Consider the following 15,411-nt stretch of genomic DNA (forward strand, 5'->3'; position numbering starts at 1 on the left):
CCTCTCCCGCAGGGAATCCGCACGGCTGAGTTACTTCTCCCGCTGCCTGCGCCAGCGGATCCCCGCTTCGAGGCTGCGCTTGCTGCCTCTCCCGCAGGAGATCCGCACGGCTGAGTTACTTCTCCCGCTGCCTGCGCCAGCGGATCCCCGCTTCGAGGCTGCGCTTGCTGCCTCTCCCGCAGGGAATCCGCACGGCTGAGTTACTTCTCCTGCTGCTTCCGCCAGCGGATCCCCGCTTCGAGAAAGCCGTCGAGCTCCCCGTCCAGAACCGCCTGCGGGTTGCCGACCTCGTGCTCGGTGCGCAGGTCCTTGACCATCTGGTACGGGTGCAGGACGTACGAACGCATCTGGTTGCCCCAGGAGTTGCCGCCGTCGCCCTTGAGCGCGTCCATCTTGGCCTGCTCCTCCTGGCGGCGGCGCTCGAGCAGCTTCGCCTGGAGGACGTTCATCGCGGTCGCCTTGTTCTGGATCTGCGAGCGCTCGTTCTGACAGGAGACGACGATGCCGGTGGGGATGTGGGTCAACCGCACTGCGGAGTCGGTCGTGTTGACGCCCTGGCCGCCGGGGCCGGACGAACGGTAGACATCGACGCGCAGCTCGGACTCGTCGATCTCGATGTGGTCGGTCTGCTCCACGACCGGCAGCACCTCGACGCCCGCGAAGGACGTCTGGCGGCGGCCCTGGTTGTCGAAGGGGGAGATCCGCACCAGCCGGTGGGTGCCCTGCTCGACGGAGAGCGTCCCGTAGGCGTACGGGATCTGCACGGCGAAGGTGGTCGACTTGATGCCGGCCTCCTCCGCGTACGACGTCTCGTAGATCTCGGTCTTGTAGCCGTGCCGCTCGGCCCAGCGCAGATACATCCGCTGGAGCTGCTCGGCGAAGTCGGCCGCGTCGACGCCGCCCGCCTCGGCGCGGATGTTGACGACCGCCTCACGGGCGTCGTACTCACCGGACAGGAGAGTGCGCACCTCCATCTCGTCCACGGCCTTGCGCACGGCCTCCAGCTCGGTCTCGGCCTCGGCGCGCGCGTCCGCGTCGCCCTCGGCCTCGGCGAGCTCGAAGAGCACCTCGAGGTCGTCGATGCGACCGCGCAGCTCCTCGGTCCGGCGCAGCTGCCCCTGGAGATAGGAGAGCTTGCTGGTGATCTTCTGTGCGTTCTCCGGGTCGTCCCACAGGGACGGGGCCGCCGCCTGCTCCTCGAGCACGGCGATGTCGGCCCTCATCTTGTCGAGGTCCAGGACGGCCTCGATCGACCCCATGGTCGAGGAGAGGGACTTCAGCTCTTCGGATACATCGACGACTGCCACGGCACCAGCGTAACCGCTATGGAAGAGTGACCGGCCCCGGTCATCGGGTACCGGCGTCCTGGGACGACGAGTGCTGGCCGCCGCCCGGGGCGTCGCCGCCGTCGTCACCGTCCGTCGCGAGCCATCCACCGACGCCCACGACGAGGAGCGCCGCCGCCGAGATCACCGCGACCTTGATCCTCCGGCGGCGCACCGCCTCCGAGGGCCGGTTACGGGCCGAGCCGGCCCGTCGCTGGCCGTGCACGCGCGGGGCGCGCGCGGTGCCGTGGGCGCCGCCCGCGAGCTCGTCCGCGCTGGGCACGCGCATGCTGGTGTGCGTCTCGCGGCTGGAGTCGGGCACCGCGCCGGGGACCAGGGGCACCGCGCCGCGCCGACGCCGGGAAGCCTCGGCGGAGGCTTGGGCGCGGTGGCCGGGCTCCTCGTAGGCGCTCTCGCGCTCGCCGTCCTGCTGCTCGTCCGGCTCGTCGATGTCCAGCGGCGGCAGTCCGGCCAGGCTCGGCAGCACCTCGCGCAAACGCGCCGCCAGCTCGGAGGCGCGCAGCCGGGAGGCGGGCGCCTTGGCGAGGCACTGGAGGAGCGGCTGCCACAGCTCGTCGGGGATCCCGGGCAGCGGGGCCACGGTCTCGGTCACATGGCGGCGCAGAATCGCGCCGGGGTGGCCGCCGCCGAACGGCGTGAAGCCCGCCAGCAGCTCGTAGAGGACCGTCGCGAGGGCGTACACATCGACGCTGGCCCGAGGCGGCAGTCCCTCGATGATCTCGGGGGCGAGATAGTCCGGGGTGCCGATGACGCTGCGCGGGTTCGGGGAGCGGCCCTGTCCCGGCTGCTGGGCGCGGCCGGGATGCGCCGCGCGGATCGGGGTCGGCTCGTCGACCAGGCGCGCGATCCCGAAGTCGGTGAGCAGGGCGGGGTGCGAACCGCCGGGGCCGAGCGGCCCCTGCATGTCCAGCAGCACGTTCTCCGGCTTGACGTCGCGGTGCACGACCCCGGCGGCGTGCGCGGCGGCCAGCGCGTCGGCGACGTCGGCGGCGATCGCCACCGCCGCCTCCGGGGAGAGCCGGCGCTCGCGGTCGAGCCGGGTGCGCAGATCCGTACCGCGGATCAGGTCCATGACGAGCGCGAGGTCATTGCCGTCGACCACGAGCTCGCGCACCCCGACCACCCGGGGGTGGTCGAGCCCGAGCAGCGCCGTGCGCTCCTGGACGAAGCGCTCCACGAGCTCCTGATCGGAGGCGAGATCCTCACGCAGAAGCTTGATGGCGACCGGGCCCTCGGGCCCTTCGCCCAGCCACACCGTGCCGGCGCTGCCGCGTCCCAGGAGCTGATGCGCGGTGTACCGACTGCCGATCTTCCGTGACAAGACTGCTCCGAATCCTCCGACAAGGGGGGCACGTTGGCGACAAAGCTACGCGGCTACCGGGGCGTTCGGTGCACCGGACGGCGTCAACTGTCACTTCTGCGGCGGAAAACACCCTTCGGATGTCGACAAATCGCCGGAGTCGGAGGCACGGAGGCAGGGACAACGGTGGACGCGGCGGTGGATCCGCCGGGCCACACCGCGACGGATCAGCTGGGACCGCCGAGGTCCGAGATGAACTTCTTGACGTCCTTGGCCCAGCCGGATACCGCGTCCCAGTAGCTCTGGCCCTCGGCGATCCAGTCCTTGAGCGGGGTCAGCTCCCAGACCAGCCACGAGCCCACGATCAGTATCACGATCATGAACAGGCAGCCCTTGAGGCACCCCAGGCCGGGGATCTTCATCCGGTTGGCGCTCCGCTGCCGCGGCTCGCTGCGGCGCGGCTCCGGCTGCTGGGGCGGCGGCGCATAGCGCTGCGGCTGGGGCTGCTGGGGGCGCTGCGGTGCCGGTGCGTACTGCTGCGGCTGCTGCTGCCCGTACGGCGGCGGCTGCTGGCGGCGCTGCTGGGGCTGCTGGTACGGCTGCTGGGGCGCCTGGCGGTGCGGGCGGCGGCGCAGCGGGTCCTCGCTCGGGTCGAGGTACTGCACCTGCGTCTGATCGTTGCGGTCGCGCGCCGCGCGCAACTGGTTCTGCCACGGGTGCGGATCGTCCTGGCCGGGCGCGCCGGGCGGCACGGGTGGCATCGCGCGCGTCGGGTCGGCGCCGGGGCCCTGGCCGGCGCCGCTGGGCAGCACCTGGGTGGGGTCGGCGTTCGCCCCGGTGGTCGGCATCACGTTGGTGGCCGCCGCCGGGTCGTAGGAGGGTGCGTTGGTCGGCAGCACCTGGGTCGGGTCGGCCGCGCCCGCGGGCGCGGTGTCCGGCACCGGAGCGGGCGCCGGGTCCGGCGCGAGCAGCGCGACGACGCCGAGCGCCGCCTCCGCCTGCGCGGGCGTGGCGTGCACCCCCACACCGGCCGCCACCACGCGCAGCGAGCGGGCCAGGCTCTCGGCGCTGGGCCGCTCTTCCGGCTTCTTGCGCAGACAGCGCTCTATGACGGTCCACAGCGGCTCGGGCACCGTCGAGGGGCGCCGCGGCTCCTCACTGAGGTGGCGGTGCAGCACCTCCAGCGCCGTGTTGCCCGCGAACGGCGGACGCCCGGTGACCAGCTCGTACAGCAGGATGCCCGCGCCGTAGATGTCCACCGCGGAGGTCTGCGGGCGGCCCTCGGCGGACTCCGGCGCCACATAGGCGGGGGTGCCGACGAACTCCTGGGTGCGGGTGAGGCCGGGCGAATCTGCAAGGCGCGCGATGCCGAAGTCGGTCAGCATCGGGTGCATCTCCTGGCCCTCGCCCGTGCCCGCGAGCAGCACATTGGCGGGCTTGAGATCACGGTGCACCACACCGTCGGCGTGGCTGGCGGCCAGCGCGTCGGCGATCTGCGCGGTGAGGAGGGACGCGGCGACCGGCGTGAACGGGCCGTTGCGGCGCAGATAGTTGTGCAGGTCCGGGCCGTCGACCAGATCCATGACCAGGGCGAGCAGATCACCCTCGACCACCAGGTCGCGGGTGCGGACGATATTGGGGTGGGTAAGGCGGAGCAGCACGGAGCGCTCGCGGAGGAAGCGCATCACGATCTCCGCGTCGTTCGCGAGCTCCTCCTTGAGGACCTTGATCGCGACGGTCTCGCCGGGCTGCCCGGCCACGGCCGCCTCGGAGCCCGCCGTCTCCCGCTGGCGGGCTCGCCAGACGGTGCCCGTGGCTCCGCGTCCGAGCGGCTCCTCGAGCAGGTACTTGCTGCCTACCGGCCGCACGTCATGCGCTCCCTGATCGTGGTCATATCACTTGCTGCGTCGTCGACTGCCTATGGTGCACGTCCGACCCACTCTAATGGGGACGCACGAGCTGCCCTATCCGATCACCACACGAGCCGGCCGGGCGTGCTGGTGGCCGCCTCGCTCGGGGGGAAGACGTGTGATCCGGACAGTTGGTTGCCGTGAGCCGGTCCCGTGCGCGCCGCACGGGACCGTCCGGTGTCACAACGGCGGCTGTTCCGGTCGCAAACAACCACTTTCGGCCGACTGGCCGACCAATCAAGATCATGTAGCGCCGGGTGGCGGGCGAAGTGTCAGTGGCAGGTGCGAGGATGCACGCAGCACGGAAGCGCCGAGCGTCGGGGGGCTCACGCTCCGTGACCCGTACGACCCCGTACGGACCTGTACGTGCCGAAGGGCCTGGGGGCGGTGGTGGGGCTGGCACCCCTGCCCGGCCCCCCGGACAGAAGGGACCGTTGACGGCGATGCAGATTCGGCTGACCGTCCTCGGGCCGCGCAGCGCCCACCCGGGCCGTTCCGGCCATCCTGCTCCCGCGCCCACGGGTGCGCTCGCGGATTCGCCCGCGGGCTCGCGCGCGCCACGGGCGCACGGTGTCACTCAGAGTGCGCACACCCGCGCCTGCGCTGTCGACGTGCTCGTGACCGCCCCCGTCGGCACGGCCCTCGCCTCGGTCGCGAGCGGGCTCTCCGCCGCGGTCGCCGCCGCCGGGTACGACGCGGGGGGCGGCAGCGGAGCGGTGGTGCTGTACGCGGGAGGCGAGCGGCTCGACCCCCAGCGCCGGGTGCTCGGCGAGCCGCCGCTGATCGACGGCGCGGTGCTCTCCCTCCACGCCCCGGCCGACGACGACCACTACCCCGGCTATCCGGGCTACCCCGGGCTGCCCGAGGCCGCCGTCTCCGACGCCACCGTCCACCTCGACGTGGTCGCGGGCCCCGACGCGGGCGGCGTCCATCTGCTCCACGGCGGCCAGGTCCGCATCGGCCGCTCCGCCGACGCGGACGTCCCGCTCGACGACCCCGACGTCTCCCGGCTGCACTGCGCGGTCACCGTCGCCGAGGACGGCCGGGTCACCATCGCCGACCTTGGCTCGACGAACGGCACCGCGGCGGACGGCGCCCCGGTCGGCCCCCACCCGGTGCCGCTGGCGCCGGGCGCGCTGCTGCGGATCGGCGAGTCCGCCCTGCGGCTGCGGACCCCCTCCGCGGCCCCCTCGTCCCCCGCCGTCCTCCCCGCCCACCCGGACGGCGAGGGCCACCTGCGCGTCACCCCCCGGCCCGACCCGGGGACGGTCACCCACACCGAGGGCCCCTGGACCGGCGCCCCCCGGTCCCCCCGCACCCACACCGCCGAGGGCACCTGGACACCCCCCGCCCACCCCCCGGGCACGGGCTGGACCCGGGTGACGGGCGCGGACACCCCGCCCGCCGCCCCGCCGTACGAGGCCCCGGCCGCCGCCCCCGGCGGCGGGGACCCTGGCGCGCAGCCGGCATCCGGTGCGCGCGGAGGGCCCGGCCAGGGGCCGGGCCACGACGCGGGCGGCCCGTGGCCGGGCCCTGGCCAGGGCCCCCGGCCGACCGGCGCCCGTCCCGCCGACGACGGGCCGGACCACCGGCACGCGGCCCACGGGCCGGGCGGCGGCGCGGCGGGCCCAGATCCCACGGGCTACGACGCCATGGGCTACGGCGGCGCCCCCGCGCGTGGAGAGCGCGCCGCCCGCCCCGGCGCGCAGCCCGGGGCCGGGGCGCGTGGCGAAGCGGGCGGATACCGGCCAGGGCAGGGTCAGGGCGACGCGGGCGGCCAGGGCTCCTGGGCGACCGGCGACGCACCGGACCACCGGGACGCGACCCAATGGCCGGGCAGCTACCCGGCGGACCCCGACGCCACAGGCCACGGCCGGGCCCCCGCGCGTGGCGAGGCGGGCGGATACGGGCCAGGGCAGGGCCAGGGCGGCGCGGGCGGCGGGGCCCCCTGGCCGACCGGCGACGGACCGGACCACGGCCGCGCCCCTGAGGGGCCGGGCAGCGGCCTGGCCGGAGGCCCGGCGGGCCGCGGCGGCGCGGCGCCGGGCGGCGGTCCGGCGGCCCACGGCGGGGCGCGGGCCGGGGCCGGGGGCGCGCCGTACAGCGGCCCAGCGCCGTACAGCGGCCCAGCGGCGGACTCCGGCCCGCGCGGCGAGCGGGACCGGCAGCCCGGCGCGCGGCCGGGGGCCGCGGCGCGTGGAGAGAGGGATCTCACGCACGCGCATCCACAGGCGTACGCCTACGACGCCCCCGGGGCGCAGGCCCGGCGGCGCGGGATAGGGGCCTGGATGCGGCAGCTCACCGGCGGGTGGGCCGCGGCGGAGCGGGGCGAGGGGCCGGAGGACGGTCTGGCCGAGGGCGCGGCGGAGCAGGCGGCCGCCGAGGCCGAGGCGTTGCAGCGGCGGTGGCCGGATGCCGCCACCGTGCTGATGACGGCGCTGGGGCCGGGCCCGCGGTTGTGGGAGCGATCCCAGGGGCATCCGGACGCGCTCACCGTGCGGCTCGGCTCGGCCGACCGGCGGGCGGCCGGCGGCGGGCTGCTGCCAGCCGCGCCGGTGACCGTGGATCTGCGGTGGGCCGGTTCGCTGGGCCTGGCCGGTCCGCGGGACCGGCTGGACGGGCTCGCCCGGTCCGTCGTGGCGCAGCTGGCGGCCCTGCACTCCCCCACCGCGCTGGAGATCGTCCTGCTGAGCAGCGAGGAGCGGCTCGCGGCGTGGTCCTGGCTCGGCTGGCTGCCCCATGTGCAGCCGTTGCGCGGGCAGGACTGCCGGCTGCTGCTCGCGTACGACGGGGAGCAGGCCGCGGCGCGTACGTCCGAGCTGACGCGGCGGATGGACGACGGGCCGCTGGGGCCGGGCTGGACGACCGCGTCCCCCGCCACGGTGGCCTCGGCCACGGCCCGGCACGCCGGGCCGTACACGGTGGTGATCGTGGACGGCGACCCGGCACCGGCCGCGCTGCGCGAGACGCTCGCGGGGCTGGCGGCGAGCGGCCCGGCGGCCGGGATCCATCTGCTGTGTCTGGCCGAGGTTCCCTCCGCCTCGCCCGCCTCCCCGCTGCCGATGAGCCATGAGGCGGCCTGCTCCGCGTCCGCCGCCTTCGCGGCATGCGGGGTGGCCGCCCTGCTGAGCGGCGATGTGGCCACGGGGCTGCAGATCGTGCGGCGGGACGCGGCGGCGAGCGGCACCAGCGGGGTCACCGGCGCGGCCGGTGCCATCACGACCGTGACCGTGGACGCGGTGTCGGCGGCGTGGGCCGCGCGGTTCGCGCGGGCGATGGCGCCGCTGCGCCCGGCCGCCTCCGCGCAGGGTGGGATGGGTGGCCCGGGGCGCCGGCCGGCCGCGCCGCTGCCGAACTCGGCGCGGCTGCTGGACGAGTTGGGGCTCGCGCGGGCCACACCCGCCTCGCTGATGGCCCGTTGGGCCGCCGCGGCGGACGAGGTCCCCGCCGGTGGCCGGGCGCTGGCGGTGCTCGGCGCCGGACCGCGCGGCCCGCTCGTGGTCGATCTGGCCGCCGACGGACCGCATGTGCTGATCGACGGCGCGGCGGGCACCGGCAAGACGGAGCTGCTGCGCTCGCTCGCCGCCTCGCTCGCGGCGGCCGAGCGGCCGGACCGGCTCGAGCTCGTGCTCCTGGAAGGAGAGGGCGCGGGAGGGGGCGCCGGCGCAGGTGCCGGTGCGGGCGCCGGTGGCGGTGAGGGCTTGCGGGTGTGCACCGATCTGCCGCATGTCTCGACCTATCTGACGGCCTCGGACCCGGTGCGGATGCGGGAGTTCGCGCAGGCGCTCAGCTCGGAACTCAAGCGCCGCGCCGAGGTGCTGGGCCGACTGGACTTCACCACCTGGCACAGCCGGCTGCTGAGCGGCGAGGCCGAGCCCGACGGCGGCCCGGCCCCGCGCCCCTCCCCGGGCGGCACGTCCCCGTCCACGGGCGGCACGGCGCGCGTGGTCGCGCCCCGGCCGCCGGGCGATATCGACCCCCCGCCCAGCGACACCCTGCGCACGCTGAATCTCCGCGCCCAGCGCTCGACGGGGGCCGCGGCGGCGCCGGAGGCCGCCTCCGGCGCCCGGCTCCGTCCGCTCCCCCGTCTGGTCGTCCTGGTGGACGACTTCGACGCACTGGTCGCCCCGGCGCTCGGCAGCCCCGGCCGCCCGGCGGCCGGTTCGGTGGTGCGTGCCCTGGAGGCGATCGCCCGCGACGGCGCGCATCTCGGGGTGCATCTGGTGGCTGCGTCCGGCCGCCCGGACCGTACGGCGGACACGGCGGCGGTCGAGCGCGCCGGGCTGCGGATCACCCTGGAGCCGCGCCCGGTGGGGACCGGTGGCACCGAGGCCTCCGAGCGGCCCGAGGAGCCCGAGAAGTGCACCGACCCGGGCGAGCCCGCTCCTGGCCGCGGCCGTCTCTTCCGTCCCGACGACTGCGAGGTGACCCCGTTCCAGGGGGGCCGGGTGACCGGGCGGATACCGCGGACCACGACCCAGCGGCCCACCGTCGTCCGGCTCGAATGGCAGCGGATGGGCGACCCGCCGGCCCGCCGGCCGCTGCGCGAGCTGGGCAACGGCCCGACCGATCTGGCCCTGCTCGCCAGCGCTCTGCAGCGCGCCGCGCAGTCGGCGGACGCGCCCACCGCTCCGGCGCTGATCTGACCGCCCCCGCCCTGCCCGGTCGCTGACCGATGCATCACGGCACGGTCACGATCCGTGAGTGAGTGACGACGGCGGTATTGCGACGTCCGGTGACCGGGCGTAGGACTACTCGCACGGGACACGGCCGCGCGGGGGCGGCCGACAGCGGAGGGGAACGGGGATGCAGGCATCGCTTCGTAGGAAGCGTTCCACACGGACCGCGCTGGCCCTGTTAGCGGCGGGATCGCTGATGCTCACCGCCGCGGGCTGCGGCAGCGACGACGGGGACACGGTGAGCGGCAGCCCACCGCCCCGCACCGTGCGACTGCCCGACTTATCGGGGCAGAAGCTTCAGGTCACCGCGGTCTGGACGGGCACCGAGCAGGAGAATTTCACCAGGGTCCTGGACGAGTTCGAGAAGCGGACCGGGGCCAAGGTCTCCTTCGTGCCCAGCGGTGACGACATGGCGGGCTTCGTCGGCTCGAAGGTCGCGGGAGGCGCCCCGCCCGATGTCGCGATCGTCGGCCAGGTCGGCGTGGTCCGGGAATTCGCCCAGAAGGGCTGGGCCAAGCCCTTGGGCGCCGCCGCCAAGGCACAGCTCGCCAAGAACTTCGCCAAGGGCTGGCAGGATCTCGGCTCGTACCAGGGCACGCAGTACGGGGTCTATTTCAAGGCCAGCAACAAATCCCTGATCTGGTACAACACTTCGGCGTTCGACTACGCGGGCGCCAAGGAGCCGAAGACCTGGAAGGACTTCCTGGCCCAGGCCCAACTGCTCTCCGATTCCGGCACCGACGCGATCGCGGTCGGCGGACAGGACGGCTGGACGCTCACCGACTGGTTCGAGAATGTCTATCTCTCCCAGGCGGGGCCCAAGAAATACGACCAGCTCGCCCGGCACAAAATCAAGTGGACGGATCCGTCCGTCACCCGGGCGCTCACCACGCTCGCCCAGCTGTGGGGCACCAAGGGCCTGGTCGCGGGCGGCCGTGGCGGCGCGCTGCAGACCGCCTTCCCGGACTCCGTCACCAAGACCTTCGGCAACGCGGCGGAGCCGGAGGCGGGCATGGTCTTCGAGGCGGACTTCGTCGCCGCCAATGTCGCCGACGCGGGCGCGGAGCTCGGCGCCGACGCCAAGGTGTTCCCCTTCCCGGCCGTGGGCGACAAGGCTCCGGTGGTCACCGGCGGCGACGCGGCCGTGGCGCTGAAGAACAGCAAGGCCGCGCAGGCGCTGCTGACCTTCCTCGCCTCGCCGGACGCCGCCCATATATGGGCCAGGGCCGGGGGATTCATCTCGGCGAACAAGTCCCTTGATCTCGGCGCCTACCCCAATGCCCAGCTGCGCGACATCGCCAAGGCGCTGATCGACGCGGGCGATGACTTCCGGTTCGACATGTCCGACCAGGCTCCGGCCTCCTTCGGCGGAAAGCCGGCCCAGGGCGAGTGGAAAGCGCTCCAGGACTTCCTCAAGAACCCGAGGAACGTCAAGGGCACGCAGGCCCAGTTGGAAGCCGACGCCGCCAAGGCGTACAAGAACTGACGACCCGACCGGGAGATCCCCTATGTCGACCGCGACAGCGGACGGCGCGGCCACACCTGGCCGGGCACCGTCCGTACCACCGGCGAACGCGACCAAGACCACCAAGAAGAGCATCCTGGGCACCCGGCCATGGCTGGTGGCGGTCTTTCTGCTGCCCGCGCTGGTGCTGCTCGGGGCGCTGGTCGTCTATCCGATCGGCTACTCCGTCTACCGCAGCTTCTTCGACGCGAGCGGCAACGGCTTCGTCGGCCTGGACAACTACCAGGAGATGTTCTCCGACGACGCCACCAAGACAGCGATCAAGAACAACGTCATCTGGCTGGTCCTGGCCCCGACCGTCTCCACCGCCCTCGGCCTGATCTTCGCCGTGCTCACCGAGCGGGTGCGCTGGGCCACCGCCTTCAAGCTGATCGTCTTCATGCCGATGGCGATCTCGATGCTGGCGGCGGGCATCATCTTCCGGCTGGTCTACGAGCAGGACCCGGACAAGGGCGTGGCCAACGCCATGTGGGTGAGCGTCCATGACTCCTTCAGCGAGTCACCGCCCTTCCCGGGCGCCCATCCGCGCCCGGCCGCCGGGCTGACCGAGTCCTCGAACGGCTCGTTCACCACCAAGGACACCGCCCGCACCGGCTCCCCGGCCGCGCTGCCGCTGGTCGCGGCCAAGCGCGACGACATCAGCGGGGCGCGGGAGGCCAAGGCCGCGCGACCCGAGCCCGGGAAGGTCACCGGCACCGTCTGGTTCGACTTCACCAAGGGCGGCCTCGGTGAACAGGGCGTCATCGACAAGGGCGAGAAGGCGATGGCCGGCCTCAGGGTCGAGGCGGTCAAGGACGGCAGGGTCGTCGCGAAGACGACCTCGGCGGCGGACGGTACGTACGCCCTCCCGAGCCAGGCCGAGGGCGCCCGGCTGCGGCTGCCCGCCTGGAACTTCTCCGAGCCGTACAACGGGGTGGAGTGGCTCGGCCCCACCCTCGTCACCCCGGCCATCATCGGCAGTTACGTCTGGATCTGGGCGGGCTTCGCGATGGTGCTGATCGCGGCGGGGCTCGCGGGTGTGCCGCGTGAGCTGATGGAGGCCGCGCGGATGGACGGCGCCAATGAGTGGCAGGTCTTCCGCCGGGTCACGGTGCCGCTGCTGGCGCCGGTGCTCTCGGTCGTCGTCGTCACCCTGATGATCAACGTGATGAAGATCTTCGACCTGGTCTACATCATCGCGCCCGGCCCCTCCCAGGACGACGCCAACGTCCTGGCCCTCCAGCTCTTCCAGTCGTCCTTCGGCACCGATGTCAACCAGGGCCTCGGCAGCGCCATCGCCGTACTGCTGCTGCTTCTGGTGCTCCCCGTCATGTTCGTCAACATCCGCCGGATCCGAAGGGAGAGCCGCCGATGACCAGCGCGGACACGGTCGTACAGGCGAAGCGGCCCCTCGTCGCGCGGATCGCGGCGCGCGCCGGCGGCGGGGTGATGCGGGTCGCCCTCGTCCTCATCGCCCTCTTCTGGCTGATGCCGACCGCCGGGCTGCTGCTGTCCTCGCTGCGCGACCCGGCGCAGGTGGACATCTCGGGGTGGTGGAAGGTCTTCTCCGACCCCGGGCAGCTCACCTTCAGCGGCTATGACCATCTGCTGAGCAATCAGCAGATCACCGACTCGCTGTGGACCACTCTCGGGATCACCGTCCCCGCGACGCTGCTGGTGGTCATGGTCGGGGCGCTGGCCGGCTACGCCTTCGCCTGGATGGACTTCCCCGGCCGCGACTGGTGGTTCCTGATCGTCGTCAGTCTGCTGGTCGTCCCGGTCCAGGTCGCGCTGATCCCGGTCGCCAAGCTCTTCGGCGAGATCGGGATCTTCCAGACCACGACGGGCGTGGTGCTCTTCCACACCGCCTTCGGCCTGCCCTTCGCGATCTTCCTGCTGCGGAACTTCTTCGCGGAGATCCCCCGCGAGCTGCTGGAGGCGGCGCGCCTGGACGGCGCGGGCGAGCTGCGGCTCTTCCTGCGCGTCGTGATGCCGCTGGGCGGCCCGGCCATCGCCTCGCTCGGCATCTTCCAGTTCCTGTGGGTCTGGAACGACATGCTGGTCGCGCTGATCTTCGCGGACAGCGGCAACCCGCCGATCACGGTCGCGCTCCAGCAGCAGGTCCGGCAGTTCGGCAACAACATCGACATCCTCGGCCCCGGCGCCTTTGTCTCGATGGTCATCCCGCTGGCCGTCTTCTTCGCCTTCCAGCGGCAGTTCGTGGCCGGTGTGATGGCGGGCGCGGTGAAGTAGGCGACCGCGTCATCCACAGGTCCTCAGCTGACGACCGGCCGCGGCCTCTGATCCGGCATGGCGGGCCTCGATCTGAACGGCGCGTACTGGCGCACGAGCAGCTACAGCAATCAGGCGGGCGGCAACTGCGTCGAGGTGGCGGGCCTCGACCTGGACGGCGCCGCCTGGCGCAAGAGCAGTTACAGCAATCAAGAGGGTGGCAACTGCGTCGGGGTGGGCGACATGGCCAGGGTGGTTCCCGTCCGTGACAGCAAGAACCCCGACGGTTCCGTGCTGGTCTTTCCGGTGGCGTCCTGGGCCGCATTCCTACGTGAGTTGAAGACCGACCACCGTCCCTGAGTCGGCCAGGAACCGGTCGGCGTCGTCGTTCCGGGCCCGCCGGACCCTCGTATGCGGGGGTCCGGCGGGCCACGAACTCCCCCAAAGAACCGGGTTGAAGAACTACCCGCCCACCCACCCTTCCGACTGGTCACCCGTACGAGTGACCAGCTTGCGGACGAAGCATGCCGGTCGTTACGTTCACGGCAACACAACCGCAAACAGACGACGGCCCCCGGCCGGGACGGCAATCCCGATCGAGGGCCTGACCGATCAGGAAGAAACAGGCTTCCCGATGGCTGACCCGCAGTCTAACGCGCACCCGTGCGCCGACGCCGGAGCTCCGACCTCCGGCGTGATCCACGTCCGCACCCGCCTCACCGCCGACTTCACGGTGATCGCCAACGCCCTCGCACAGCGACGCGGAAGCGCGGTCACCATCGGCGTCGCGGCCTACATCCTCTCCCTGCCCGACGGCGCGCCCGTGAGCATCGCCGCGCTGTGCGAGCACTTCACCGAGGGCGAGATCCTGATCTCCCGGGCTTTACGGGAGTTGGAGTCCGCCGGCTACCTGGAGCGGCGACGCGAACGCGGGCCCGGGGGCGTCATCCGTACCCGGACCTACTTTTACGACGTACCGGGCGGTGGCGTGCCCACCCCACCGCGTCCCCGGAGGCCCCGACCGAGCGTGGCGCAGGAGGCACCCACCGCGCGTACGGCACCGCAGACGCCCAAGCCCGAAGCCGCTGCCGACACCAGCCCCACCGCGCCCCCGCCCCCACCCCCACTCGCCGAGGCCGACGAGCAGGCCGTCGCCGTCCTCGCATCGCTGCGCCTCGCCGACCCCCGGCTGATCCTGTCCCGCCGGGACGTCGCCGAACTCGCGCCCGCCGTCGCCCAATGGCTCTCCACCGGGGTGGGGCCCGCGCAGATCACGCGTGCGCTCACCGCACGGCTCCCCGACCGCCTACTGACCCGCCCGGCCCGCATCCTGGCCTTCCGCCTCAGCGAACCTCCCCTGCCCGCACCCACCCCGGTCGCCCCACCCAGCCCACCGCCCGTCCTCCCCTGGCGGACCTGCGACGGCTGCGACCGCGCCTTCCGCTCCGCGGACGGCGGACGCTGCCGCGACTGCCGAGCAGCGTACGACGTACCCACGGCCACCGCCTCGGGCGAGGATCTGCGGACGGCCTGCTGAGCGGATCGAACTCTCCGCTGGAGTCACTTCAACTCACTGCAGGGTTTGTCATCGCCCCACCTACACGACCACCTACCCCGCCCGTAAGCGTGACCGCATACGCACCCGCATCGCAGGTCCCGGAAGGCGGGCAACAAGTGGAGCCAGGCCCAGCGAAGGAAGACCGGGCTGCATATATGTAGCCGGTCACGCAGCGACGGCGTGAACAAGGAGTGTCCCGATGTGCCCCAGGTGTGGTGCGTCGAGGACCCGCGCGTCGGCGGTACCGAACCCGGCTCGGGTGAGCAGGCGCTCCCACACGGCCGGTCGGTAGCTGTAGCGGTAGGTGAACATCGCCTTGCCGGCGAAACCTCCCTTGTACATGCCCTGCGGCCCGTACGCGCCGGGGATGGCCGGAGGCTGCGAGAAGGCGAAGACGCCGCCGGGATTGAGTCGCTGGCGGACAAGGGGGAAGAGACGGGCCGGGTCGGTGAACCAGGCGGCTCCGAAGATCGAGTAGACGGCATCGTATGTGTCCTCGTGCTCGCTCAGGTACTCCAGGACCTCGGCGCACACGACCTCCGCGCCGGTGCTGGCCCACTTCGCGGTGGTCTTCTTGACCATGACGGGAGACAGGTCCACGCCCCGAGCCGCGATGCCGCGCTGCGCGAGGAAGGCGAGGGCACGGCCGGTGCCGCAGCCGATCTCCAGGACGGAGCGCGGGTCGCCGAGTAGTTCCGGGCCGGGTCCGTGACCGGCGTACTGGGTCCAGCAGAAGCTCGGCTCCGCGTCGTCCTTGAAGGCGGACGCGGCGAAGGTGTCCCACAGCTCCGTCTCGGCGGCGATGTCGTGTTGTGCGGGCAAGGCGATTCCTCTTCGAAAGGGCTGGCCCCTGTCCTGCGGGGGGACCGAGGGCAGGGGCCA

General features: G+C 73.2%; 10 protein-coding genes. 6 read left to right on the forward strand and 4 right to left on the reverse strand.

Going from position 1 to position 15,411, the window contains the following annotated elements; genetic code table 11:
* Positions 1–200: 200 nt before the first annotated feature.
* The 3 genes from prfB to ABZU99_RS21250 form a co-directional block, all read right to left on the reverse strand.
* Entirely contained in the window at positions 201–1,307 is a 1,107-nt protein-coding gene (gene prfB / locus ABZU99_RS21240; protein ID WP_355945193.1) for a peptide chain release factor 2, read from the reverse strand.
* 40 nt (positions 1,308–1,347) lie between these two features.
* The gene (locus tag ABZU99_RS21245; protein WP_355945196.1) at positions 1,348–2,667 is read right to left on the reverse strand and encodes a serine/threonine-protein kinase; all 1,320 of its coding nucleotides are present in this window, start codon (positions 2,665–2,667) and stop codon (positions 1,348–1,350) included.
* 206 nt (positions 2,668–2,873) lie between these two features.
* Complete coding sequence (locus tag ABZU99_RS21250; protein ID WP_355945199.1) at positions 2,874–4,514, reverse strand: serine/threonine-protein kinase; 1,641 nt, start codon at positions 4,512–4,514, stop codon at positions 2,874–2,876.
* Between the two features lie 653 nt (positions 4,515–5,167).
* On the opposite strand from ABZU99_RS21250, the gene ABZU99_RS21255 reads away from it, so the two are divergent.
* The 6 genes from ABZU99_RS21255 to ABZU99_RS21280 all read left to right on the forward strand — a co-directional run bounded on the left by ABZU99_RS21255 (position 5,168) and on the right by ABZU99_RS21280 (position 14,508).
* Positions 5,168–9,202, forward strand: a complete 4,035-nt coding sequence (locus ABZU99_RS21255; RefSeq protein ID WP_356227938.1) for an FHA domain-containing protein — start codon at positions 5,168–5,170, stop codon at positions 9,200–9,202.
* Between the two features lie 160 nt (positions 9,203–9,362).
* Positions 9,363–10,721 (forward strand): extracellular solute-binding protein, encoded by a 1,359-nt coding sequence (locus tag ABZU99_RS21260; RefSeq protein WP_356049120.1) that lies wholly within the window; start codon positions 9,363–9,365, stop codon positions 10,719–10,721.
* Positions 10,722–10,743: 22 nt separating this feature from the next.
* The gene (locus ABZU99_RS21265; RefSeq protein WP_356049119.1) at positions 10,744–12,114 is read left to right on the forward strand and encodes a sugar ABC transporter permease; all 1,371 of its coding nucleotides are present in this window, start codon (positions 10,744–10,746) and stop codon (positions 12,112–12,114) included.
* On the forward strand, positions 12,111–12,992 hold the full coding sequence (locus ABZU99_RS21270) for a carbohydrate ABC transporter permease (protein WP_356049118.1): 882 nt from the start codon (positions 12,111–12,113) through the stop codon (positions 12,990–12,992). Before ABZU99_RS21265 ends, ABZU99_RS21270 begins: the two co-directional genes overlap by 4 nt.
* Before the next feature lie 57 nt (positions 12,993–13,049).
* A complete protein-coding gene (locus ABZU99_RS21275; protein ID WP_356049117.1) occupies positions 13,050–13,331 on the forward strand; it encodes a DUF397 domain-containing protein in 282 nt (93 codons plus the stop codon).
* Positions 13,332–13,605: 274 nt separating this feature from the next.
* Positions 13,606–14,508, forward strand: coding sequence for a hypothetical protein (locus ABZU99_RS21280; protein ID WP_356049115.1), 903 nt, complete (start codon positions 13,606–13,608; stop codon positions 14,506–14,508).
* 186 nt (positions 14,509–14,694) lie between these two features.
* On the opposite strand, the gene ABZU99_RS21285 is transcribed toward ABZU99_RS21280, so the two are convergent.
* On the reverse strand, positions 14,695–15,351 hold the full coding sequence (locus ABZU99_RS21285) for a class I SAM-dependent methyltransferase (RefSeq protein ID WP_356049114.1): 657 nt from the start codon (positions 15,349–15,351) through the stop codon (positions 14,695–14,697).
* Between the last annotated feature and the right edge of the window lie 60 nt (positions 15,352–15,411).

Origin of the sequence: Streptomyces sp. NPDC005266, from assembly GCF_040607655.1 — a bacterium.
Lineage (GTDB): Bacteria > Actinomycetota > Actinomycetes > Streptomycetales > Streptomycetaceae > Streptomyces.